Origin of the sequence: Allopusillimonas ginsengisoli (assembly GCF_004153455.1) — a bacterium.
In the GTDB taxonomy this organism is placed as follows: Bacteria; Pseudomonadota; Gammaproteobacteria; order Burkholderiales; family Burkholderiaceae_B; genus Allopusillimonas; species Allopusillimonas ginsengisoli.
Genome location: NZ_SDQE01000003.1, coordinates 198,259 through 220,719 on the forward strand (window position 1 = coordinate 198,259; position 22,461 = coordinate 220,719).

The following is a 22,461-nucleotide window of genomic DNA, read 5'->3' on the forward strand; positions in this document are numbered from 1 at the left end:
GCAACCTTAGCACAGCGACCAAGTGTATTCGATTTTCCCATGCCTCCCTCATAGGTATGGCGGGCTCCCTTTCGTAATTGGGTAAAATCGAATACATCTGTAGTTGGAGCCTCTTAAAATGACTCACGTAGTCACCGAAAACTGTATCAAATGTAAATTCACGGATTGCGTCGACGTCTGTCCCGTGGACTGCTTTCGCGAAGGCGCGAATTTCCTCGTCATTGACCCTGACGAATGCATAGATTGCGCCGTCTGCGTACCAGAATGCCCCGCCAACGCCATTTTTGCCGAAGAAGACGTTCCCCAGGATCAGGTTCAGTTCATTGCCCTGAATGCCGAGCTTTCTCCCGAATTCGGCATGATCAACCGCTCCAAGAAACCGCTTCCCGAGGCGGATGACTGGAACGGTGTTGCTGACAAGCTCAAGTATCTCGAGCGCTGAACCCTGTACCGGCGGCACCAGGCTGGGGCATTTGCGCCAGACAATTGTCAACAATTGTAAAGAATACCTCTGCCGTTCCCCGGAGGAATGGCGTATACGCAACACACGGGTAATCCCCGGCCTTACTCTTGTTGCCCGTTTCGTATATAAAATGCATAGATAACAACAGCAATAAGGGTATTACTTTATGTTGTATGACCTGCACGAGTTACAACGATCATTTCTAACCCCCCTTGCTGCCTTCACGGAAACCGGCTCGCAACTGTTCTCCCACCCCGGCAGCCCGTTGGCTTACACGCCTGTATCGCGGCATATCGCCGCCACTTACGAGCTTATGCACAGGCTGGGCAAAGATTACGAGAAGCCGGCCTGGGGCCTGGATTCGACCACGATCGGCGACAAGCAAGTCGCCGTGTCCGAGCATACTGTCGTCCACAAGCCGTTCTGTAACCTGGTGAACTTCAAGCGGGAAGGTGTAGCCGCGGGCAGCGACCCGCGGGTTCTGCTGGTTGCGCCCATGTCGGGACACCATGCAACGCTGCTGCGCGACACGGTCCGGGCCCTGCTGCCCGCCCACGATATTTACGTCACAGACTGGATCGATGCCCGCATGGTGCCGCTGTCCGAAGGCAGCTTTCACCTGGACGACTACGTGCGCTACGTCCGGGACTTCCTGCGCGAGCTGGGGCCGGAGATGAACGTCATCTCGGTATGCCAGCCCACCGTGCCCGTGCTGGCAGCCATTTCACTCATGGCCGCCGACAACGATCCCTGCGTGCCGCGCAGCATGGTCATGATGGGCGGGCCCATTGATGCCCGCAAATCGCCAACGCAAGTCAATCGGCTGGCAATGACCAAGCCCTACGCCTGGTTCGAGAACAACCTGATTCACAAGGTGCCGCCTCGTTACCCAGGCGCGGGACGCGCCGTTTATCCCGGCTTTCTGCAGCACGCCGGTTTCATGGCGATGAACCCGGATCGTCACCTGCGATCGCATTACGACTTTTATGTGGACCTGCTCAAAGGCAGCGACGACGATGCCAAAGCGCACCGCCGCTTCTACGACGAATACAACGCTGTCCTGGACATGTCGGCGGAGTTCTACCTGGACACCATCAAAATCGTGTTTCAGGAATACCTGCTCCCACGCGGCAAGTGGCGAATCGATGGCAAGCGGGTTGACCCATCGGCCATCCACAATGTGGCGTTGCTGACCATCGAGGGCGAGCTCGACGATATTTCCGGCCAGGGCCAGACACGTGCGGCGCATGATCTGTGCAGCAATATTCCGGCGGGCCGCAAATTGCATTACACCGCGCCGGGCTGCGGGCATTATGGTATTTTCTCCGGACGCCGCTGGCGTCAGACGATTTGCCCTAAAATAGCTGAATTCATTCGCCAGCCATCGTAGCCTGCATCAATGTAAGCGGCTCGGGCTCGCCGCCATAAACTGATATGACACGTGTTCAATATGGCCCGGCCTGCATGGCCGGGCCGGTTTACCCATGCCCATGATGCCGCTCGTTGACCGCATTGATGCGATCCTCCCACAAACCCAGTGCACCAAGTGCGGATACGATGGGTGTCGTCCGTATGCACAGGCCATTTCCGACGGCACCGCCGCCATCAATCGGTGCCCCCCAGGCGATACCGCGGGCATCGCGGCGCTGGCGCGGTTAATGGACACGCCCGAGCTGCCTCTGGATCCGGATTGCGGCGAGCACCAGCCCCCTCGCCTTGCCGTCATAGACGAAGCCCACTGCATAGGCTGCACACTCTGCATACAGGCCTGCCCTGTCGATGCCATCATCGGCGCAAACAAGCTGATGCACACCGTGCTGGCTGACCGGTGCACAGGTTGCGAACTCTGTGTTGCACCCTGCCCCGTCGACTGCATCGAGATGGTTGCCGACAGCGGCGCCTGGACACCGACCCGCGCCGACGCGGCACGTATTCATCACCAGCAACGCCAGCAACGGCTGGCGCGACAACACCACGAAGCTTCTTCCCTGGCCGCCCGGACATTGGCCAATAAGGCGCCTGTCGCCCTGGCGGCCACCAGCGATCCGGCCGCGCGACAGCAGGCCATTGACCGCGCACTGGCGCGCGCTCGGGAACGGCGGCGGCAACAGCAATGAACGCAGCCAAACGTATCGACATCTTCACGCGGCTTCAGGCCGCCAACCCACATCCGACCACCGAACTGGAATATGAAAGCACGTTCCAGCTGCTCATCGCCGTCATCCTGTCCGCGCAGGCCACCGATAGGTCGGTCAATCTGGCCACGCGAAAATTCTTTCCCGAACACGGCACACCCGAAGGCCTGCTTGCGCTGGGCGAGGAAGGGCTGTCCAGCCATATCAGAACAATAGGCCTGTACAAAACCAAAGCGGCCAACGTGATCAAGACCTGTCGCATGCTGGTCGAACTACACGATGGCCACGTACCTGAGAATCGTGAGGCCCTGGAAGCCTTGCCTGGGGTGGGGCGCAAGACGGCCAATGTCGTACTGAACACTGCGTTCGGGCACCCGACGATCGCCGTGGACACACATATTTTTCGTGTGGCGAACCGTACCGGACTGGCGCGCGGCAAAACCGTCATCGACGTAGAGCGCAAACTGGAAAAGAGCACACCCAGGCCATTTCGCCAGGATGCGCATCACTGGCTCATCCTGCATGGCCGATACATCTGTGTCGCGCGCAAGCCCAAATGTCCACAGTGCGGCATAGCGGATCTGTGCGAATACAAGAACAAAACCCTATAAGCTCATAAGCGCAAAAGCTGACGCATAGGGCAAGGCTGCAGCCGCCTTATCTCCCATGCGGAGATGGCGGACAAAGGCGTTGGACAAACATGGCAAAAGACTGTCGTGCGCATAACAATGTAAGGGACGCCACTCCTATGAAAAACCCGCATGGAGTTTTGGAAGCGTAACTCGCATACTTGCTGTCACACTACATAAAATCCAATATTGGCCCGCATGAGCAAATACATCCTGGAGACACAACACCTGACCAAGGAGTTTCGCGGCTTTGTCGCGGTCGACGACGTCAGCCTGCAGGTAGAGCGCGATAGCATCCACGCGTTGATCGGGCCCAATGGCGCCGGCAAGACAACCTGCTTCAATCTGTTGACCAAGTTTCTCGAACCCAGTTCCGGAAAGATCTTCTTTGATGGCAGCGAGATCACGAGCGAACAACCTGCGCAGATCGCACGGCGCGGCATCATACGATCATTCCAGATTTCCGCAGTGTTTCCGCAGCTTACCGTGTTGGAAAATGTACGGGTGGGCCTGCAACGGGCCATGGGCATGTCTTACCATTTCTGGCGCAGTGATCGCATGCTGACAGCGCTGAACAGCCGTGCGCACGAGTTGCTCGAAGAAGTGGATCTGGGCGGTTTTTCGAACGAAATCACCGTCAATCTGCCGTATGGACGCAAACGGGCGCTGGAAATCGCGACGACCCTGTCCATGGAACCCAAGCTTATGCTGCTGGACGAGCCGACGCAGGGCATGGGGCATGAAGACGTCGCGCGCGTCACGCAACTGATCAAGAAAGTCAGCGCTGGCCGCACGATTCTCATGGTTGAGCACAACATGAACGTCGTATCCAGCATTGCTGACAAAATCACAGTACTGGCGCGCGGGTCCGTGCTGGCTGAAGGCACATACCAGGAGGTCTCGCGCAATGCCCAAGTGATGGAAGCCTACATGGGCACAACGGCCGGTGAACTCGAGGGGGCCCATTGATGACTGACATCGCACTCGAAATTTCCGATTTGCATGCCTGGTACGGCGAATCTCACGTATTGCATGGCATCAATCTGCACGTGAACAAGGGCGAGGTGGTCACGTTGCTCGGACGCAATGGCGCGGGCCGCACCACGACACTGCGTGCCGTTCTGGGCCTGACGGGCTCGCGCACGGGTTCCATACGCATTCAGGGCACGGAATCGATCAATCTGCCGACCTACCGGATTGCCCACCTGGGCATAGGTTATTGCCCCGAAGAGCGCGGCATCTTTGCCGGACTGTCATGCGAAGAGAATCTGCTGCTGCCCCCCATCGTGGGCGACTCGCTTGGCGGCGGCATGTCGCTGACCGAAATCTACGATATGTTTCCGAATCTGGAAGAACGCAAGCACTCACCCGGCACCCGCCTGTCAGGCGGCGAGCAACAAATGCTGGCGGTTGCCCGCATACTGCGGACCGGCGCCAACCTGCTGCTGCTTGACGAGATATCCGAAGGACTGGCGCCTGTGATCGTACAGGCGCTTGCGCGCATGATTTCAGCGTTGAAGGCGAAAGGCTACACCATCGTCATGGTCGAGCAGAATTTCCACTTTGCCGCGCCGCTGGCCGACCGGTTTTATGTGATCGAACATGGCCAGGTGGTAGAAGAATTCGCATCTGAAGAGCTGGAATCCAAACAGGATACGCTCAACACTTTGCTGGGCGTTTAGCCTCGCATCACGCCGGCCGATCCCGGTATAACAACAAGGAGACTTCCAATGAAGTTGCGCACTCTCACGGCGGCCATTGCCCTGGCCGGCTTCGGCCTCACGGCTCCGTCTTTCGCCGCCGGCATCTCCGACGACGTCATTCGCATTGGTTTCATCACCGACATGTCGAGCGTGTACTCTGACATCGACGGGCCAGCGGGGGCAGAGGCCATCAAGATGGCGATTGCCGATGCTGGAGGCGAAATCGATGGCAAGAAGATCGAGCTTTTGGTTGCCGATCACCAGAACAAGGCTGATATCGCCTCATCTCGCGCCCGAGAATGGTTCGACGAGCAAAAGATCGATCTTTTGCTGGGCGGCACCAACTCGGCCACCTCGCTTGCCATGGCACAGGTCGCCAAGGAAAAACAAAGACCCTTTATTGCCGTGGGCGCAGGCTCTTCCAACCTGACCAACTCACAATGCACACCGTACACCATCCACTATGCCTATGACACAGTGGCGCTCGCGCGTGGCACTGGCTCGGCCGTGGTGAAAAACGGCGGCGACAGTTGGTTTTTCCTGACGGCGGACTACGCCTTTGGGCATTCGCTGGAGCGCGACACCGCTGCCGTGGTTGAAAAGGCCGGCGGCAAAGTGATGGGTAGTGTGAAAGTGCCGTTGGCCACCTCCGACTTCTCGTCGTTCATGCTGCAGGCACAGGCCTCCGGCGCACAAATCCTGGGACTGGCCAATGCCGGAGGGGACTTTGTCAATTCGATCAAGGCCGCCAACGAGTTTGGCCTGACCAGCACCATGAAGCTGGCTGGCCTGCTGGTGTTCATCAACGACGTGCACGCGCTGGGGCTAGAAGCCACACAGGGCATGTACCTGACCTCTGCCTGGTACTGGAACCAGGACGAGGAGTCGCGCAAGTGGGCGCAACGCTTCTATGACAAAGTCAATCGCATGCCCTCCTTCCTGCAGGCAGGCGACTACTCCGCCGCCAGCTACTTCCTGAGGGCGGTCAAGGAAACCGGATCGGACGACCCCGACACCGTCATGAAGTGGATGAAGTCAAACAAAGTCAATGACTTTTTTGCAAAGAACGCCGTGGTACGCGAAGATGGGCGCGTGCTGAACACCATGTATCTGATGCAAGTGAAAAAGCCTGATGAGTCCAAAGGCGCATGGGACTACTACAACGTCGTCACCAAATTGCCGGGCGAGGAAGTATATACGTCCAGAGAAGAATCCACCTGCAATCTCACCAAGAAATAACAGAACGAGAGACGAGGCTACCGGCTCGCGTAGGTAGCCCCGTCTTCCATCCTGAGATCGCAATGGATCTACTCACGGACTGCAAAATCTTATGATTTCAATATTCGGCGTTCCTGTCCAGGCGCTGCTGGGGCAATTGCTGCTGGGACTGGTCAACGGCTCGTTCTACGCTGTGCTATCACTAGGCCTGGCGGTCATCTTCGGCCTGCTCAACATCATCAACTTCGCCCACGGCGCGCTCTACATGCTGGGCGCTTTCGTGGCATGGATGGGCCTGCAATACCTCGGGCTCAACTATTGGGTCATGCTGCTCATCGCCCCCCTCGTGGTCGGCGCCGTTGGCATCATTCTGGAACGCACCCTCATCCGTCATCTCTACAAACTGGACCACCTTTACGGCCTGCTGCTCACGTTCGGATTGACACTGCTCATCGAGGGCATATTCCGCAGCCTGTATGGCGTATCGGGCCAGCCCTATTCCACACCCGAACTGCTCAAGGGTGGCGTCAACCTGGGCTTTATGTATCTGCCCATCTATCGCGCCTGGGTCGTTGTCGCCTCCATCATCGCCTGCCTGGCGACCTGGTTTGTCATTGAAAAAACACGCTTGGGCGCGCTGCTGCGCGCGGGCACTGAAAATCCGAAACTGGTCGAAGCCTTTGGCGTGAATGTCCCGCTGCTGATCACACTGACCTACGGATTCGGTGTCGCGCTGGCGGGTTTTGCCGGTGTGCTGGCCGCCCCCATCATGCAGGTGTCGCCGCTGATGGGATCCAACCTCATCATCGTGGTGTTTGCCGTCGTCGTGATTGGCGGCATGGGCTCCATCATGGGTTCCATCGTCACCGGCCTGGGGCTGGGTGTCATTGAGGGACTGACCAAAGTGTTCTGGCCAGAGGCCTCCAACACTGTGGTGTTCATCATCATGGTCATTGTCCTGCTGCTTCGTCCAGCCGGCCTGTTTGGAAAAGAAAAATGAATCGTCAACTACTCGGCTATATTGCATTCGCGATCATCATTGCCATTTTGCCGATGGTGGGCGCCTATCCTATCTTTGTGATGAAGGTCATGTGCTACGCCCTGTTTGCCTGCGCCTTCAATCTGCTGCTCGGCTACACAGGGCTGCTTTCCTTTGGCCATGCCGCCTTTCTGGGCGGAGCCGCCTACGCGTCCGGGCATGCCATGGCCGTGTGGGGGCTCCCAACCTTTGCCGGAATTTTCTTCGGCACCGCCGTGGCTGCGGTGATGGGTCTGGTGATGGGCCTGCTGGCCATACGGCGCAGTGGCATCTACTTTGCCATGATCACGCTAGCCATGGCGCAGATGGTGTTCTTTTTCTTCTTGCAGGCGCCGTTCACGCACGGCGAGGACGGGCTCCAGGGCATCCCCCGCGGCTCCTTCCTCGGGCTGGATCTGAGTCGTGACCTGACGCTGTATTACGTGGTGATGGCCATTTTCTTCTTTGGCTATTTCGTTTGCTGGCGTACCGTGAACTCGCCCTTCGGTCAGGTGCTCAAGGCGATCCGCGAGAATGAGCCGCGAGCCATATCACTTGGCTACAACGTGAACAATTTCAAGTTGCTCGCTTTTGTGCTCTCGGCCACTCTGGCCGGCCTCGCCGGTTCCACCAAGGCGTTGGTGTTTGTCTCGGCCACCTTATCCGATGCCACGTGGCAGATGTCTGGCATGGTCATCCTGATGACGCTGATAGGTGGACTGGGCACGTTTACCGGCCCGGTACTGGGCGCGCTGATTGTCGTCATGCTGGAAAACAAGGTGGGCGAATTTGGCCGTTTTCTCTCCCAGACAACCGGCATCGAATGGTTCCGCTCGCTTGGGGAATCCGTCACCATTGTGATCGGCCTGATATTTATTCTGTCGGTGCTGGCCTTCCGCCGTGGGATTGTTGGCGAAATCGCCCATCGTTACAAGCTGCGCAAGGCAGGCAGTTGATCAACAACATCGGTGGACACTGCCCACCGATGGGCTGAGCAAAGCAAAATGGACGCCCACGCAGGCGTCCATTTTGTTTTGCGGCCCAAGGCCCCACGGACAACATCCCGAGGATGTCGCTATACAGGCATCGCGTCCTTGCGTGTATTTCCCAAGCCGAGATAACTTTCGATGACGCGAGGATTATCCGCCAGTTCCCTGGCCGGCCCTTCGAGAATGACTTCTCCGGTCTCGAGCACATAGCCATAGTCGGCAACCTGCAACGCGGCGCGGGCATTCTGCTCTACGAGCAGGATGGCAACGCCCGTGCTGCGTAACCGGGCAATGATCTGGAAAATCTCACGGACAATACGAGGCGCCAGGCCCAGACTGGGCTCATCCAGCATCAGCAGTTCGGGTTGCGCCATCAGCGCGCGCCCAACAGCAAGCATCTGTCTTTCGCCACCCGACAGCGTGCCGGCTTCTTGCGCCCTGCGCTCACGCAGCCGCGGGAATATCTCGAAGACTTCTTCCATGGTGTTCTTCCAGCCAGGCTTGCGGGCACGGTACAACCGGAACCCGCCCAGCAACAGATTGTCTTCGACCGACATGCTGCCAAACAGCTCACGACGTTCCGGCACCAGCGACATTCCGCCGGCCACACGCCGCTCGACCTCCCATGGCAACACTTCGGACCCGAGATATTGCACCGATCCAGAACAGTTGCCGGCAGCAGGCAAGGCACCCATAATCGCATTGAGCATCGTGGACTTGCCTGCACCATTGCCCCCGATCACGGTCACAATACTGCCGCGGGGCACGATAATGTTTGCATCGGTCACTGCGTTCACTTTGCCATACCGCGCAGACAGGCCCCTTACCTGCAGAATCGGCGCATCGGCCTGCGAGACATCCGCACCCATCTTTTTTTCAACACCGCTCATGCCAGCCTCCCGTTCGCGAGGGGCTGCCCCACCGATCCGCTGTGCGCCGCGTCCGGAACCGCCTGTTCAGCGAGGTCCAGATCATCATCAATCCCGCCCAAATAGGCAGCCAGCACGGCAGGGTTGCGCTGCACCTCATCCGGCGTGCCTTCCGCCAGCTTGGTACCGAAATCCATCACCACCAGGTGGTCCGTGAGATTCATGACAAAATCCATATCGTGTTCCACCAGCAGGATACTCATGCCTTCCTGGCGCAACTGGTCCAGCACCGTTGCCAGGGCCTGCTTCTCTTTGTAGCGCAGGCCCGCCGCGGGCTCATCCAGCAGCAGCAGGACCGGATCAGCAGCGAGCGCGCGCGCGATTTCGACGATGCGCTGCTGGCCCAGCGCCAGGTTCCCGGCCTGTTCGTAGAGATATTCACCCAGCCCGACGCGCTCCAGTTGAACCGCCGCTTCGTGCAACAATTGCGCCTCTTGACTGCGCTCGGCATGCAGCAATGCGGACAGTACGCCGACTTTGCTGCGAAGGTGGGCGCCAAGGGCGACATTTTCTATCACCGTCATTGTCGGCAGCAGCTGCACGTGCTGGAATGTACGCCCCACCCCAAGACTGGCGATTTCGCGGGCGGGCATCGTATCAAGCCGCTGCCCCAGAAAACTGACCTGCCCGCGCGTGGCCTTGAGCACGCCACTGATGAGATTGAAGGTCGTACTCTTGCCTGCGCCATTGGGGCCAATCAATCCCATGATCTCGCCGGCCTTCAGCTTGAAGGTAATGTCATTGACCGCCACCAATCCGCCGAATTCCTTGCGTATGGCATCCACTTCCAGCACCAGCCGGCCTTTCTCCGGGCGCGGCCGCTGGGGCAACGCAGGCGCCTGTCGCGGCGCGGCGCCGCCACGCGCCTGGCCACGGCCAAACACCGTGGACCACCATGTCGCGAGAATAGGCCAAACTCCATGACGCGCATACTGCAGCACCAATATCATCAGTACGCCAAATACGATGAGCTCAAAGTTGGCGTTGGTGTCCAGGATCTTGGGCAACACGTTCTGCAGTTGGTCCTTGAGCGTCAGGATCAGGCCCGAACCCAGGACCGCCCCCCAAACACTGCCGGTGCCGCCCACTACCGCCATGAATAGATATTCAATGCCGTAGTTCAGGCCGAACGGGCTTGGGCTGACGGCGCGCTGCATGTGAGCGTACAGCCAGCCCGACAGGCTGGCCAGCAATGCCGCATAAACAAAGATGATGACCTTGTAGGTGGCCATGTTCACGCCGAACGACTCGGCCATGCCGCCGCTGCCCCTGAGAGCCCGTATGGCGCGGCCGGGACGGGAATCGAGCAGATTGCGCGTTGCCCACATGGCAAGCAACACAAAAATCCAGATCAGATAATAGATGCGCCGGCCTTGGCTGAGCGAAAACCCGAACACATCAATGGGGACAATGCCGGCGATGCCATCGTACTGGCCCAGAAAATTCAGATTGCCGAACAGGTAGTACAGGGAAAGACACCAGGCTATCGTACCGAGCGGCAGATAATGCCCGGACAGGCGCAGGGTAATCGCACCAAGCACATAGGCCACCAGGCAGGTGATTGCCAGGCCCGCCAGCAGGCCCACCCAGGGAGACAGCCCCAGCGCGGTGGACATCCAGGCCGTGGCATAGGCCCCTATTCCAACGAACGCCGCCTGGCCGAAAGAGGTCAGCCCACCAATACCCGTCAAGACAATCAGGCCAAGCACCACCAGGCTGGCAAGCCCGATGTAGTTCAGATGCGTAATCCAGAATGTCGGGGTGCCCGGCAATACGGGGAGCACAGCCAGCACAATAATGACGACAGCCAGTAATAGTCGGTTCATGTGCTTACTCCTCATCGTCCGTATGGTGCGAGCCGAACGACCGCCACAACAACACCGGAATAATCAGCGTAAACACGATGACTTCCTTGTAGGCGCTGGCCCAGAAAGATGAGAACGCTTCCAGAATGCCGACAAACAAGGCGCCGCCCGCCGCAACCGGATAGCTGACCAATCCTCCGAAGATGGCGGCGACAAAGCCCTTCAGGCCAATCAAAAAGCCAGTGTCGTAATAAACCGTGGTTACCGGCGCGATCAGCATGCCTGACAGCGCTCCGATGGCGGCAGCCAGCGTGAAGGTCAGGCTGCCGGACATGTTGGTGCTTATACCCACCAGCCTTGCCCCCCGGCGATTGACGGCGGTTGCTCGCAACGCCCGTCCATAGAGCGTGCGTCCGAAAAATATCCAGAGTGCAAGAATCAGCACCGCACAGGTTCCCAACACGAAAAAGGTTTGCGCCGTCCAGTTGACCGGCCCCATCTGTATCGAGCCCTCCATAAAGGGTGGCGTACGCCACCCCTCTGCGCCGAAAAAGACGAGCGCCAGCCCCGTAAGCGCAAAGTGCACCGCGACCGAAATAATCAACAACACCAGCACACTGGCTTCCGCAATCGGTTGATAGACCAGGCGATACAGCATGGGACCCATGGGGATGACCAACGCCAGCGAAAACAGCACATTCAGCCAGAGTGGCGTGTCTTTGGAGACCACATAGGGTGCCAGCAAGAACAGCACAGCCGGCAGCGCCAGGGTCCAGACGGCAGTACGCCCCAATCCGGACCAGTTGCGCGCGCGCAGGCTGGACAGACATTCCGCCAGAAAAGCCAGCACGCCCATGATGAGCAACAACTGCACCGTGCCCGGCATACGCCCATTGACCATGAAGGCCAGCGTCAGCGCACCGAAGGCGACAAATTCCCCCTGAGGAATGAAGATAACGCGCGTGACCACAAAGACCAGGACCAGCGCCAGCCCAAGCAACGCATAGATGGCGCCGTTCATGACGCCATCCTGCAGCAGTATCAAAACGATTGTTGTATTCATCGGGGGGCTGCCATGCCTCTAAAACCAGAATTGCTTTCCGCGATGGCCTTACTCGCCAAAGCGGAACCATGACAAGAAACACCGGCCACACGGCCGGCTGTTCTTGCGCCGCCCGTCAGTCTGGCTGAGGGCGGCCGTTGCGACACCGCGCATTACAGATCAGGCTGGTATGTCCACTTGCCGTCAACGACCTTCACAATAACGCGGGCACGATCATCGAAGCCCGCATGGTCGGTCGGACTCATGGTGAACACGCCCTGAGATGCAGGCAGGTCCTTCACGTTTTCCAGCGCATCGCGCATGGCCTTGCGAAAATCGGCAGTGCCTGGCTTGGCGCCGGTCTTGAGCGCAGCCGGAATGGCGTGCGAGATCAACAGGCCGGCATCCCACATATGGCCGCCAAAGGTGTTGATCGTGCCTTCGCCGTACTTGTCTTCATATTTGGTTTTGTAGGTGAGCGCGCTCTTCTTGACCGGATTGCTGTCAGGCAATTGATCAGCCACCAACAGCGGGCCGGCAGGCAGTATCATGCCTTCGCAGTCCTTGCCGCAGACACGCAGCACATCGTTATTGGCCGCACCGTGGGTCTGGTACATGATGCCCTTGTAGCCACGGCTCTTGAGCTCGCTTTGCGGCAAAGCCACCGGCGTACCCGACCCTGCAACCAGGATGCCATCAGGATTGGCCGCGATCAACTTGAGCGTCTGGCCGGTTACGCTGGTGTCCGTACGGCCATAGCGCTCGACCGCCACCATATCGATCCCCTTGGCCTTGGCTGCCTCAGTCATGACGTTGAGCCAGCCCTCGCCATAGGCATCGGTATAGCCAATAAAGCCCAGTGTCTTGATGCCTTGCTTGGCCATGGCATCGGCCAGCGCGCCAGCCATCAATTGATCGTTCTGCGGTGTTTTGAAGACCCATTCGCGAGGCCCTTCCACGGGCTGGACAATTTTTGCGTTGGCGGCAACGCTGATCATGGGCGTTTTGGTTTCGCCCGCCACGTCCACCATGGCCAGCGAGCCTGGCGTGACCGATGTGCCTACAATGACGTCCACGTTGTCGTCACTGATCAACTTGCGCATGTTCTTGACGGCAACTGTCGTATCGGTGCCGTCATCCAGAACGATATATTCGATCTTTTGACCGGCCACTTCAGTCGGCAGCAAAGAGACGGTATTGCGCTCGGGGATGCCCAGCGAAGCGGCGGGGCCGGTACTTGCAACAGTGATGCCCACCTTGATCTGGGCCGATGCCATCAGCGGCAGGGCCAACGCTACAGCACCGGCAAGCACCGACAACCGGACCGACTTATTCATATTCATTACCTTGTCTCCAGGAAAAAGACCGGAATCGTCGCCCAGGCAGGATCGACGGCCAGTGTTCAACGTTATACAGATTATGTTCCGTCATCCGATTAAGAGTATCACTTTATGTCTGAAGTAAATATTAGTATTTACCAGACACTTTAAGGTTGTAATAATCAAGGATGACCAGAATTATGGCAGAACCGCCAGTAAATTCTTCTAGGGGATTCCCGACGGCAAAAAACATGTGTTTTTCGGGAACCTGTCGGCCTGTTCCAAAGTCGATTAACATGGTGGTTGGTACTGTTTTCTGTCTATATAGGTCAGTCATGGAAAAAATCGTCAAGAGCGACGCGCAATGGCGCGCCGAACTGACGCCCGAAGAATACACGGTTGTGCGCCAGAAAGGCACCGAAAGGCCATTCACCGGCCGTTATTGGGATACGCGCACACCCGGCATTTATCGTTGCGTTGGCTGTGGAACCCCACTGTTCGCGTCCGACACCAAGTTCGATGCGGGCTGTGGATGGCCCAGCTATTTCGAGCCGCTCGATGCGGCCAATGTCCGTGAAGAATCCGACACCAGCCATGGCATGGTGCGCACCGAGGTTTTGTGCAATGTGTGCGACGCTCACCTTGGCCACGTATTCCCGGATGGGCCGCCTCCCACGGGCCGGCGCTACTGCATCAACTCGCTTTCGCTCAAGTTCGAACCCGCCACATGAAGAAATTCCTCTTCGATCTCTTTCCCCTGCTGCTGTTTTTCGCGGCGTTCAAGTTCTCGGACATCTACACCGCAACGGCCGTCGCCATTGTCGCCGCAGTGGTTCAGTTCATCTGGCTGAAGGCGCGCGGCAAAGTCATCGAGGCCACCCACTGGATCAACCTGACGGTGATTCTCGTATTCGGGGGCGCTACGCTGTTCTTTCACAATGATGCCTTCATCAAATGGAAGCCCACGGTGCTGTACTGGCTGTTTGGCGGTATCCTTCTGGGCGCCCGGCTGTTTTTCGGGCGCAACCTCATGCGCAAGCTGATTGGCGACAAAGTCGCCATGCCAGACGTCGCCTGGGACAAGCTCAACCTGAGCTGGGCGGGCTTCTTCCTGGCATCCGGCGCCCTCAATCTGTATGTCGCCTTCTCAGGCCACTTCACCGAAGCGCAATGGGTAAACTTCAAGGTTTTTGGCCTCATGGCCCTGCTATTGCTGTTCGTCATCATCCAATCCATCTGGCTTGGCCGTCACATGCAGGAAGAGCCCAGCGCACCCAACCCGCTGCCCAAGCCTGAGGATCAACCCTGATGCACAACGATCACAAGTCACTGCTGCAGGCCCGCCTGCAGGAGCTGGAACCCGACTGGCTCGAAATCATCGACGAATCTCACCTGCATGCCGGACATGCGGGCGCCCGCGGCGGCGCCAGCCACTTCCGCGTGCAGATCTGGTGCGATGCCTTTGCAGGGCTGGGCACAGTGGCCCGCCACCGGCTAGTCTATGCCCGTGTCCAGGACCTCATGCCTTACCCCATCCACGCCCTGGCCATCGAGGCCCGGGATCCATTCTGAATTCCCCTAGAAATCCAAAGGAAACACATGAAACGACTCGCTGTATTCGCTGCCAGTTGCGCCATTGCGCTGCCCGCCTTCGCGCAGACCGTGGCCACCGTCAACGGGCAGGACATCTCCCAGAAGCAACTCGATCAGTTTGTGGCACTGCTGATCTCGCAAGGCGCGCAAGACACGCCTGAGCTGCGTACCCAGGTCAAACAGGAAATGGTCAATCGTCTGGTTGCGGTGCAGGCCGCCGAAAAAGCGGGGATAGACAAACAACCCGAAGTACTGCAGGAAATCGACCTGGCGCGCCAGGGCATCCTGGTACGAGCGCTGATGGCTGACCATCTCAAGAAAAACCCGATTACTGACGCCAAGCTCAAATCCGAGTACGACGAAATCAAAAAAACCCAGGCCGGAAAGCATGAGTACAAGCTGCGTCATATTCTGGTCGAAGACGAACAAGCCGCCAAAGACCTGACCGCGCAGATCGAGGCCAAGAAGGTCAGCTTCGAAGATGCTGCCAAGAAGAACTCCAAGGATCCCGGCAGCGGTGAAAACGGCGGGGAACTCGGCTGGGGCCCTGCGACCAATTACGTGCCTGAGTTTGCCGAAGCCGTCGAGAAACTCAAAAAGGGACAAATGACCGACACGCCGGTCAAGACCCAATTCGGCTGGCACATCATCCAGGTGGAAGACGTGCGCGACGTAAAATTCCCAACGCTCGAAGAGGTCAAGCCTCAGCTCGAAGAGATGCTGCGGCAGCAGGAACTGGCCGAGTTCCAGCAAGACCTGGTCAAGAAGGCAACGATCAAGTAAACAGCCTGGTCGGGATAGCCGCCCTGGAGGCGGCTTGCGCAGGCAGGGGCCGCTTCTGAAGCGGCCCTTTTACATGCCCAGCAGCTGCTTCAGGCCCGCTTCGTCCAGAACCGGCACACCCAATTCCTGCGCCTTGGCAAGCTTGCTGCCTGCCTCTTCGCCAGCCACGACATAGGCTGTTTTCCTGGATACCGAGCCACTGACCTTGCCGCCAGCGGCCAGGATATGCCGGGTCGCTTCGTCACGCGTCCATGCAGGCATGGTACCGGTCAGCACCAGTGTCTTGCCAGCCAGACGCTGTGCACCGGTCGGCTGACGCTGCTCGACCCTGGCATGCACACCCGCAGCCGCCAACTCGGCGACCACCTCACGGTTATGGGACTCCGCAAAAAAACGGGAGATTGAACCAGCCACGACAGGGCCGACATCGTGCACCTGTAGCAATGCCTCTTCGTCGGCAGCCATGACAGCCTCCACGGATCCAAAATGCTGTGCGAGGTCGCGTGCCGTCGTTTCGCCTACGTGCCGAATTCCCAACGCGTAGAGCAGGCGCTCCAGTTCCGGATTGCGCGCGCGCGCCAGCGCCTCGACCAGATTCTCGGCGGATTTTCGCCCCATGCGTTCCAGCAGCAACAACTCCTCGGCCTTGAGGGTGAACAGATCCGCCAGCGATTTGACGCGGCCACTGTCCACCAATTGGTCGATCAGTTTCTCGCCCAGGCCTTCAATGTCCAGCGCCTTGCGCCCGGCCGCGTGGCGCAGACTCTGTTTGCGCTGCGCTGCGCAAAACAGCCCGCCAGTGCATCGCGAAATGGCTTCGTCTTCAGGACGCTCGATGGCCGACCCGCAAACCGGGCAATGCGTGGGCATGACAAACTGGCGCGCATCATCCGGCCGCAGATCCAGCACCGGGCCCACGATCTCAGGAATCACATCGCCCGCACGGCGCACAATCACGGTATCGCCGATGCGCACATCCTTGCGGCGCACTTCGTCTTCGTTGTGCAGCGTGGCGTTGGTTACCGTCACGCCGCCCACAAACACCGGCTGCAGGCGCGCCACCGGTGTGATGGCGCCCGTGCGGCCAACTTGCACTTCGATGTCCATCAGCCGGGTGGTTTCTTCCTGCGCCGGGAATTTGTGCGCAATCGCGAAGCGCGGCGCACGGGCGACAAAACCCAACACACCTTGAGCTTGCAGCGAGTTGACCTTGTAGACGACGCCATCGATATCAAAGGGTAACTGTGCTCGGTGCGTGCCTTTGTCATCATAAAAACCCAGCAGGCCTTCCACCCCCCGCACGATCTGTCGATGCGGACTGACCGGCAATCCCAGTTCAGCCAGCCAGTCGAGCATGCCGGCGTGCGTGTCGCGCGGCAGGCCTGATTCGCCGCCTTCCTGGCGAAAAAGTTCAACTTGGCCATCGCGGACGATGCGCAATTCACCCCAGCCATAGGCATAAAACCGCAGCGGACGCGTTGCCGTGATACGCGGATCCAACTGACGAAGGCTGCCCGCCGCCGCATTGCGCGGATTGACAAAAATCTTGTCGCCCCGTTTTTGCTGAGCCTCGTTCAGGCGATCAAAGTCACGACGGTTCATCAAGACCTCGCCACGTACTTCCAGCACGTCGGGGTAGTCCCCGCGCAGCTTCAACGGCACAGATCGCAGGGTGCGAATATTGCTGGTGATGTCTTCGCCGGTACGCCCGTCGCCGCGTGTGGCCGCTCGCACCAGGGCGCCCTGCTCGTAACGCAAGCTGACTGCCAGGCCATCGAACTTGAGCTCTGCTTCATACTCGACCAGCCCGTCAGCGCCTGCCAGCCCCGCGCCCCGTAACGTTTCGGCCACGCGTTTGTTGAAGGCATCGATATCCTCGCTGGCAAATGCGTTGCCCAGGGATAGCATGGGCACGGCGTGGCGTACGCTGGAAAACGCCGAAAGCGGTTGCGCCCCCACACGCTGCGTAGGCGAGTCTGGCGTGATGAGATCCGGATGCGCCTGCTCCAGCGCCTGCAGCTCAACCATGAGCCGGTCGTATTCGGCATCCGAGACAATCGGGTCGTCCAGCACATAATAACGATGATTATGGTCGGCGATTTCGCTGCGCAGATCATCCAGGCGTTGCGCAGGCGACAGCCCGCTGCCGCCTGCCGTCATGAGAAAATCCTGACGGTGCGCTCAGTGCCAGACTGGAAGCCAGCCTGCGACAGCCTGGTGTACATGTCGAGCAGTTGGCCATCAATGGCCTGATCCGCCCCGCCCGACACCGGATGCCCTTGATCGTCGAGCAGCTCGGCATCGAGACGGCGCGCGAGGTCGCGGCCTACGCTTGCCATTCGACTGAACGCTTGTTCATCCGAGGGGCTATTTGGCAAATCCAGCAGCAGATCAATACGCTCCACCCCGTCTGTCTGGACATCCTGCAGATGTACGCCGTCGAATAGCACGGTAAAGCGCGGGATGCCCTGATCGGACATCCAGGCCAGTTGGCCACCATAGGGCAAGAAGCCGACTTCTTTGAGAATGCGCGAAATATCAGGCAGGGAGCGATTATCGGAGAGGCGCAGCGTCAGCCCCACTTGCGCATCCAGACCTGCGCACACGGCATCGAGCTCCTGCGCCTGCTGCAAGACAGGCGCCTGCTCGGGCCCTTCAATCGCCCCGTCGAACCGTTCGGCCAGGCTTTGGGCAACCGCCCACAACTGAGACCACTCGATATCTGAGAGCGGCCCACTGCGATTGGCCAGCAGCACGGCCAGCTGCATCGATACGTAGTGCTCATGCGGCCTGAGCCGGGCACGATGGCCACCGCCGTCCCGCTCGGCGAAGATACGCACGGGTTTATTGCCGACTTTATGCAATGCCTGCGTGGCCTGATGCAGATGTTCGGACGAGACGGGCTGGGCAAAGACAATATCGATCACCGCTTCGGTCGCCGGGTCAACCTCGGCGGCGTCATCGGCAGGCAGGGCCTCGTCCGGCTCGCGCACGCCAAGCCCCGGTTCGCGCCGTGTTGAACTGGCCTGACTGCCGCCCATCAGCGGATCATGCTCGCGTTCAGGGAAATGTTCCTGCATTTTCTGCCGTACGCGCCTGTCCTGCCACCAGTTGAAGATGAGCACAGCCAGTATCAATACGACACCAAGGAGAATTAAACCTATTTGCAAGTCACTCATTATGGGGCCCCGCCGTTACGTTTGTGCACGCCTGCCATCAGGCTTCTGCCAGCTGCAGGGCGGACTCGATGTCGACGGCAACAATGCGCGACACGCCCTGTTCCTGCATGGTAACGCCAACCAGTTGTCTGGCCATCTGCATGGCAATTTTATTATGGGAAATGAATAAAAACTGAGTCTGCTCGCTCATGCTGCCCACCAGGCTAGCATAGCGCTCGGTGTTGGCATCATCCAGGGGCGCATCCACCTCGTCCAGCAGGCAGAAAGGCGCGGGATTGAGCTTGAACAGCGCAAATACCAACGCCGTCGCCGTCAGTGCCTTTTCGCCGCCCGACAGCAGGTGAATCGTGCTGTTGCGCTTGCCCGGCGGCTGCGCCATGACTTGAACACCGGCATCAAGGATTTCGTCGCCCGTGACGATGAGCTTGGCTTCGCCGCCACCGAACAGGCGTGGAAACAATTCACCGAAATGGCCATTCACTGTATCGAAGGTCGCTTGCAGCAGCTCCCGCGTTTCGCGATCGATCTTGCGTATCGCGTCTTCGAGGGTTTCGATCGCCAGCGTCAGATCCTGATGCTGGGCATCCAGAAACTGCTTGCGTTCGCGCGCCGTCTGCAATTCGTCCAGGGCAGCCAGGTTGACCGCCCCCAAGCCTTCGATCACACGTGTAATCCGTTGCACCTCGGACTGCAGCCAATTGCTGCGGCGCCACTCATCGGGCCGGTCTTCCAGCAAACTGCGCAGTGCGGCCCGGTCGACCTCGTGGGCATCGAGCTGCTCCGCAAACTGCTCAACGGCCAGGCGCGCAGCCTGCTCCTGCAGTTGCAGTTCCATGATGCGCGCACGTCGCGGCTCGAGCGAACGTTCCAGCGCAACGCGCTCCTCGTCTGCGCTGCGCAGCGATGCGGCAAGATTATCCAGCTCGATGCGCGCCAGATTGAGCACTTCTTCGCGTTCAGCCCTTAATTCAAGCGCCTCTTGCAACCCCGCCTGGGTGGCGGACGCATCCAGTTCGAAAAGCTCGCCCTGCAGCCCTTCCAGCTCCGCATTTGCCCGCTGCGCCTGATCGGCGGCGAGTTGCAGATTACGCTTGAGATCGGCGATTCGTGTCTGCAACGCACGCTCGGCATACTCGGATTCGTGGGCAGCACGCTCAAGGTCACGCAACTGTTGCCTGGCCTTGTCGACCTGGGCCTGAAGATCCTCACCCGAGATCTCGGCATCGGCAAAACGCGACTGATGCTCGCCAAGCTGAATGTCCAGCGCTTCGAAGCGCGCTTCCGCTTCTGCTTTACGAGCCAGCACGTCTTCGGTCTGAATCTTGATTTCCGCAAGCTCTTCGCGAATTCGACCAGCGCGCTCGCCCGATTGCTCTGCCCGCTGTCGCTGACGGGAATACTCCATCTGCACATCGTGAAGGCGCCGCGTAAGCTCAGCCACACGCTGGCGAGCCGGCCCCTGCGATTGCGAAACCTGCTGCCAGGCCGTATCCGCCCTGGCAGCAGCACCCAAAGCCTGATCGGCGATAAGCTGCCGCGCCTTCAGATCGCGCTGCAGATTCTCGATTTCCTGCTGCCGGGCCAGAAGGCCGGCCTGCTCGGAATCCGGCGCATAAAACCGCACGCTATGGCGGTCCACCAAATGCCCTTCCTTGACCACATACAGGCCGCCTTCGGGCAGTTCGGCACGGCTTGAAAGCGCCGTGTCGATATCGGCGCATAGATAAACATTGCGCAGCCAATCATTGAGCAACGTGCGCAACTCCGCATCACTGATGCGCAGCACGCCGGCCAAAGGTGTCAGCCCCGCTGCAGGTGCGGCGGCGGCGCCCGGCACGGGAAGCTGATAAAACGCGAGCCGGGCCGGCGGCGCATTGTCCGCGAAAGCGCGCGCGTGCTCCAGCTGGCGCAGCTCCATGCCCGACATGCGTTCGCGCAGCACGGATTCAAGCGCGGTTTCCCAGCCTGCATCCACGTGCAGTTTCTGCCAAAGGCGTCCGAGACCATTCAATTCGTGATGTGCCAGCCAGGGCTCGAGCGCGCCCTGCTTCTGGACGTCTTCCTGCAGCTTGGTCAGTGCCGCCAGCCGCGCATCCAGCCGCGCAACTGCCTGCGCTTCTTGTTGCGATGCGGCATGTGCGGCGCGACGCTGCTCGTCGAGTTCGGGCAGGCGTTCTTCGATCTCAAGCAACTGCCCCTGCGCTTCTTGCAACTGCTCGTCCATGGCGGCACTGTCGCCTTCGAGCCGCTCCAGCTCGGCGGGATCAGGAGTATCCATGCTGCGCAGTTCCTGCTCGAGCCGCTCCTGACGCAATTCCAGCGCCTGCAACTGCCTGTCCGCATCGCGCTGCACCTGGGCAACCAGAGCGAGCTCCTGCTCGACTTTGGCCAACACCCCGCGCATTTCGTCGCGGGACGCGGCGGCCGTGCGCACGCGGGTTTCGATATCAGGCAACAGCGCCTGAGCGTCGTCAACGGCTGCGCGCGCCTCTTCTGTGCGGGCGGCTGCGGCTTCGAGCTCGGCTTCGGCCTGAGCGATTTGTTCGGTGCAGTGGATTTGCTGGTCTGCCCATTCCTGCATTTGCGTTTGCAACTGGGTGCGTCGGGCCTGAACACGATTGCGGGAATCCACCACGTGCCGGATTTCGGCCTCCAGACGGCTGACCTGGGCCCCCGCCTCGAACAACTGGCCCTGCGCGGCGTGTACTGCATCGCTTGCAGCGTAATGGGCCTGCCTGCGAGATTCGAGCGCCGACTCGCCCGCGCGCAACCCGGCGATGGACTGCTCAAGCTCTGTCTGGGCCTGCTCTATTGCCAGAAACCTGGCCTGCTGGTCTTCCTTGGCCTTGCTTTCCTTGAGCAGCCAAAGCGCATGCTGTTTCTGCTCGCCTTCTTCCTGCAGACCCCGATATTGCTGCGCGATCTCCGCCTGGGATTCCAGTTTCTCGAGCTGGCTGGTCAGCTCGCGCAGAATATCTTCGACACGCGTGAGGTTTTCGCGCGTGTCAGTGAGGCGGTTTTCGGTTTCGCGGCGCCGCTCCTTATAGCGCGACACCCCCGCTGCCTCTTCCAGAAACACCCGGAGTTCTTCAGGCTTGGCCTCGATCAACCGATTGATCATGCCTTGACCAATGATGGCATAGCCGCGCGCGCCCAGGCCGGTCCCGAGGAAGATGTCGTGAATGTCGCGCCGACGCACCTGCTGGTTGTTGACGAGGTAGCTGCTCGTGCCGTCGCGAGTGAGGACACGCCTGACGGCGATTTCGGCGTAGGTGCTCCATTGGCCCGCGGCTCTTCCTTCGGAATTGTCGAAAACCAGCTCTACCGATGCGCGAGCGGCCGGCTTGCGATTGCCTGAACCATTGAAAATGACATCCTGCATGGACTCGCCACGCAGTTCCGAAGCCCTTGTTTCGCCCAGCACCCAGCGCACCGCGTCAATGATGTTGGATTTGCCGCAACCGTTAGGCCCCACCACACCGACCATCTGGCTGGGCGTGGGTATAACTGTCGGTTCGACAAAAGATTTGAAACCGGCAAGTTTTATCTGGGTAAGGCGCACAATAAGGTAATGGTAAAAAAAGGTCGGCGGCCCCGCCGACGGGTGACCGCCACAAAAAACCATGGCGACTAAACGTCATGCGGGCTGGTCTGTA

At 59.3% G+C, this 22,461-nt stretch carries 21 protein-coding genes; 13 read left to right on the forward strand and 8 right to left on the reverse strand.

All coding sequences use genetic code 11. The features are described from left to right. Positions 1 to 118: 118 nt before the first annotated feature. From fdxA to ERE07_RS09045, 9 genes are all read left to right on the forward strand, one after another. Positions 119 to 442 carry a ferredoxin FdxA gene (gene fdxA / locus ERE07_RS09005; RefSeq protein ID WP_130008486.1) on the forward strand — a complete coding sequence of 108 codons (324 nt, stop codon included), beginning with the start codon at positions 119 to 121 and terminating at the stop codon, positions 440 to 442. A gap of 187 nt (positions 443 to 629) precedes the next feature. Continuing rightward, a complete protein-coding gene (locus tag ERE07_RS09010) occupies positions 630 to 1,853 on the forward strand; it encodes a polyhydroxyalkanoate depolymerase (RefSeq protein WP_130008487.1) in 1,224 nt (407 codons plus the stop codon). Between the two features lie 94 nt (positions 1,854 to 1,947). Beyond that, positions 1,948 to 2,580 carry an electron transport complex subunit RsxB gene (rsxB, locus tag ERE07_RS09015; RefSeq protein ID WP_130008488.1) on the forward strand — a complete coding sequence of 211 codons (633 nt, stop codon included), beginning with the start codon at positions 1,948 to 1,950 and terminating at the stop codon, positions 2,578 to 2,580. After that, complete coding sequence (gene nth / locus ERE07_RS09020; RefSeq protein ID WP_130008489.1) at positions 2,577 to 3,209, forward strand: endonuclease III; 633 nt, start codon at positions 2,577 to 2,579, stop codon at positions 3,207 to 3,209. Before rsxB ends, nth begins: the two co-directional genes overlap by 4 nt. Positions 3,210 to 3,425: 216 nt before the next feature. Further along, entirely contained in the window at positions 3,426 to 4,196 is a 771-nt protein-coding gene (locus ERE07_RS09025; RefSeq protein ID WP_130008490.1) for an ABC transporter ATP-binding protein, read from the forward strand. Next, on the forward strand, positions 4,196 to 4,909 hold the full coding sequence (locus ERE07_RS09030; protein ID WP_130008491.1) for an ABC transporter ATP-binding protein: 714 nt from the start codon (positions 4,196 to 4,198) through the stop codon (positions 4,907 to 4,909). The genes ERE07_RS09025 and ERE07_RS09030 overlap by 1 nt, the downstream gene beginning before the upstream one ends. Positions 4,910 to 4,957: 48 nt before the next feature. Further along, positions 4,958 to 6,169: an ABC transporter substrate-binding protein gene (locus ERE07_RS09035; RefSeq protein ID WP_130008492.1), complete on the forward strand. Its 1,212-nt coding sequence runs from the start codon at positions 4,958 to 4,960 to the stop codon at positions 6,167 to 6,169. A 91-nt stretch (positions 6,170 to 6,260) separates the two neighbouring features. Continuing rightward, complete coding sequence (locus ERE07_RS09040) at positions 6,261 to 7,148, forward strand: branched-chain amino acid ABC transporter permease (protein ID WP_130008493.1); 888 nt, start codon at positions 6,261 to 6,263, stop codon at positions 7,146 to 7,148. Beyond that, positions 7,145 to 8,122, forward strand: a complete 978-nt coding sequence (locus ERE07_RS09045) for a branched-chain amino acid ABC transporter permease (protein WP_130008494.1) — start codon at positions 7,145 to 7,147, stop codon at positions 8,120 to 8,122. The genes ERE07_RS09040 and ERE07_RS09045 overlap by 4 nt, the downstream gene beginning before the upstream one ends. Before the next feature lie 119 nt (positions 8,123 to 8,241). Here the strand turns inward: ERE07_RS09045 and ERE07_RS09050 are convergent, their stop codons facing one another. From ERE07_RS09050 to ERE07_RS09070, 5 genes are all read right to left on the reverse strand, one after another. Then, positions 8,242 to 9,045 (reverse strand): ABC transporter ATP-binding protein, encoded by an 804-nt coding sequence (locus tag ERE07_RS09050; protein WP_245153581.1) that lies wholly within the window; start codon positions 9,043 to 9,045, stop codon positions 8,242 to 8,244. Next, the gene (locus tag ERE07_RS09055; protein ID WP_130008495.1) at positions 9,042 to 10,910 is read right to left on the reverse strand and encodes a branched-chain amino acid ABC transporter ATP-binding protein/permease; all 1,869 of its coding nucleotides are present in this window, start codon (positions 10,908 to 10,910) and stop codon (positions 9,042 to 9,044) included. Before ERE07_RS09055 ends, ERE07_RS09050 begins: the two co-directional genes overlap by 4 nt. A 4-nt stretch (positions 10,911 to 10,914) precedes the next feature. Continuing rightward, the gene (locus ERE07_RS09060) at positions 10,915 to 11,952 is read right to left on the reverse strand and encodes a branched-chain amino acid ABC transporter permease (protein ID WP_130008496.1); all 1,038 of its coding nucleotides are present in this window, start codon (positions 11,950 to 11,952) and stop codon (positions 10,915 to 10,917) included. 152 nt (positions 11,953 to 12,104) lie between these two features. Further along, positions 12,105 to 13,274: an ABC transporter substrate-binding protein gene (locus tag ERE07_RS09065; protein WP_167670789.1), complete on the reverse strand. Its 1,170-nt coding sequence runs from the start codon at positions 13,272 to 13,274 to the stop codon at positions 12,105 to 12,107. 124 nt (positions 13,275 to 13,398) lie between these two features. Further along, entirely contained in the window at positions 13,399 to 13,587 is a 189-nt protein-coding gene (locus tag ERE07_RS09070; protein WP_130008497.1) for a hypothetical protein, read from the reverse strand. Between ERE07_RS09070 and msrB the strand changes: the two genes are divergently transcribed. From msrB to ERE07_RS09090, 4 genes are read left to right on the forward strand one after another with little or no spacing between them, the layout of a single operon-like run. Next, positions 13,586 to 13,981 (forward strand): peptide-methionine (R)-S-oxide reductase MsrB, encoded by a 396-nt coding sequence (gene msrB / locus ERE07_RS09075; protein ID WP_130008498.1) that lies wholly within the window; start codon positions 13,586 to 13,588, stop codon positions 13,979 to 13,981. The two genes, ERE07_RS09070 and msrB, sit on opposite strands and share 2 nt — an antisense overlap. Next, complete coding sequence (locus tag ERE07_RS09080) at positions 13,978 to 14,559, forward strand: septation protein A (protein ID WP_130008499.1); 582 nt, start codon at positions 13,978 to 13,980, stop codon at positions 14,557 to 14,559. Before msrB ends, ERE07_RS09080 begins: the two co-directional genes overlap by 4 nt. After that, a complete protein-coding gene (locus tag ERE07_RS09085) occupies positions 14,559 to 14,822 on the forward strand; it encodes a BolA family protein (RefSeq protein WP_130008500.1) in 264 nt (87 codons plus the stop codon). Before ERE07_RS09080 ends, ERE07_RS09085 begins: the two co-directional genes overlap by 1 nt. A 27-nt stretch (positions 14,823 to 14,849) precedes the next feature. Next, complete coding sequence (locus tag ERE07_RS09090; RefSeq protein ID WP_130008501.1) at positions 14,850 to 15,626, forward strand: peptidylprolyl isomerase; 777 nt, start codon at positions 14,850 to 14,852, stop codon at positions 15,624 to 15,626. A gap of 69 nt (positions 15,627 to 15,695) precedes the next feature. Here ERE07_RS09090 and ligA read toward each other — a convergent pair whose 3' ends face one another. Genes ligA through smc form a run of 3 tightly spaced genes read right to left on the reverse strand, consistent with a single transcriptional unit; the run spans position 15,696 to position 22,367 of the window. Beyond that, positions 15,696 to 17,786, reverse strand: coding sequence for an NAD-dependent DNA ligase LigA (gene ligA / locus ERE07_RS09095; protein ID WP_130008502.1), 2,091 nt, complete (start codon positions 17,784 to 17,786; stop codon positions 15,696 to 15,698). After that, positions 17,783 to 18,805 carry a cell division protein ZipA C-terminal FtsZ-binding domain-containing protein gene (locus ERE07_RS09100; RefSeq protein WP_130008503.1) on the reverse strand — a complete coding sequence of 341 codons (1,023 nt, stop codon included), beginning with the start codon at positions 18,803 to 18,805 and terminating at the stop codon, positions 17,783 to 17,785. Before ERE07_RS09100 ends, ligA begins: the two co-directional genes overlap by 4 nt. Positions 18,806 to 18,842: 37 nt before the next feature. Then, positions 18,843 to 22,367 carry a chromosome segregation protein SMC gene (gene smc / locus ERE07_RS09105; RefSeq protein WP_167670791.1) on the reverse strand — a complete coding sequence of 1,175 codons (3,525 nt, stop codon included), beginning with the start codon at positions 22,365 to 22,367 and terminating at the stop codon, positions 18,843 to 18,845. Positions 22,368 to 22,461: the final 94 nt, after the last annotated feature.

What these genes read in the sequence shown, in the direction of transcription:
- fdxA (WP_130008486.1), top strand. Translation starts at nt 119, where the DNA reads ATGACTCACGTAGTCACCGAAAACTGTATCAAATGTAAATTCACGGAT.
- ERE07_RS09010 (WP_130008487.1), top strand. Translation starts at nt 630, where the DNA reads ATGTTGTATGACCTGCACGAGTTACAACGATCATTTCTAACCCCCCTT.
- rsxB (WP_130008488.1), top strand. Translation starts at nt 1,948, where the DNA reads ATGCCCATGATGCCGCTCGTTGACCGCATTGATGCGATCCTCCCACAA.
- nth (WP_130008489.1), top strand. Translation starts at nt 2,577, where the DNA reads ATGAACGCAGCCAAACGTATCGACATCTTCACGCGGCTTCAGGCCGCC.
- ERE07_RS09025 (WP_130008490.1), top strand. Translation starts at nt 3,426, where the DNA reads ATGAGCAAATACATCCTGGAGACACAACACCTGACCAAGGAGTTTCGC.
- ERE07_RS09030 (WP_130008491.1), top strand. Translation starts at nt 4,196, where the DNA reads ATGACTGACATCGCACTCGAAATTTCCGATTTGCATGCCTGGTACGGC.
- ERE07_RS09035 (WP_130008492.1), top strand. Translation starts at nt 4,958, where the DNA reads ATGAAGTTGCGCACTCTCACGGCGGCCATTGCCCTGGCCGGCTTCGGC.
- ERE07_RS09040 (WP_130008493.1), top strand. Translation starts at nt 6,261, where the DNA reads ATGATTTCAATATTCGGCGTTCCTGTCCAGGCGCTGCTGGGGCAATTG.
- ERE07_RS09045 (WP_130008494.1), top strand. Translation starts at nt 7,145, where the DNA reads ATGAATCGTCAACTACTCGGCTATATTGCATTCGCGATCATCATTGCC.
- ERE07_RS09050 (WP_245153581.1), bottom strand. Translation starts at nt 9,045, where the DNA reads ATGAGCGGTGTTGAAAAAAAGATGGGTGCGGATGTCTCGCAGGCCGAT.
- ERE07_RS09055 (WP_130008495.1), bottom strand. Translation starts at nt 10,910, where the DNA reads ATGAACCGACTATTACTGGCTGTCGTCATTATTGTGCTGGCTGTGCTC.
- ERE07_RS09060 (WP_130008496.1), bottom strand. Translation starts at nt 11,952, where the DNA reads ATGAATACAACAATCGTTTTGATACTGCTGCAGGATGGCGTCATGAAC.
- ERE07_RS09065 (WP_167670789.1), bottom strand. Translation starts at nt 13,274, where the DNA reads ATGAATATGAATAAGTCGGTCCGGTTGTCGGTGCTTGCCGGTGCTGTA.
- msrB (WP_130008498.1), top strand. Translation starts at nt 13,586, where the DNA reads ATGGAAAAAATCGTCAAGAGCGACGCGCAATGGCGCGCCGAACTGACG.
- ERE07_RS09070 (WP_130008497.1), bottom strand. Translation starts at nt 13,587, where the DNA reads ATGACTGACCTATATAGACAGAAAACAGTACCAACCACCATGTTAATC.
- ERE07_RS09080 (WP_130008499.1), top strand. Translation starts at nt 13,978, where the DNA reads ATGAAGAAATTCCTCTTCGATCTCTTTCCCCTGCTGCTGTTTTTCGCG.
- ERE07_RS09085 (WP_130008500.1), top strand. Translation starts at nt 14,559, where the DNA reads ATGCACAACGATCACAAGTCACTGCTGCAGGCCCGCCTGCAGGAGCTG.
- ERE07_RS09090 (WP_130008501.1), top strand. Translation starts at nt 14,850, where the DNA reads ATGAAACGACTCGCTGTATTCGCTGCCAGTTGCGCCATTGCGCTGCCC.
- ligA (WP_130008502.1), bottom strand. Translation starts at nt 17,786, where the DNA reads ATGACGGCAGGCGGCAGCGGGCTGTCGCCTGCGCAACGCCTGGATGAT.
- ERE07_RS09100 (WP_130008503.1), bottom strand. Translation starts at nt 18,805, where the DNA reads ATGAGTGACTTGCAAATAGGTTTAATTCTCCTTGGTGTCGTATTGATA.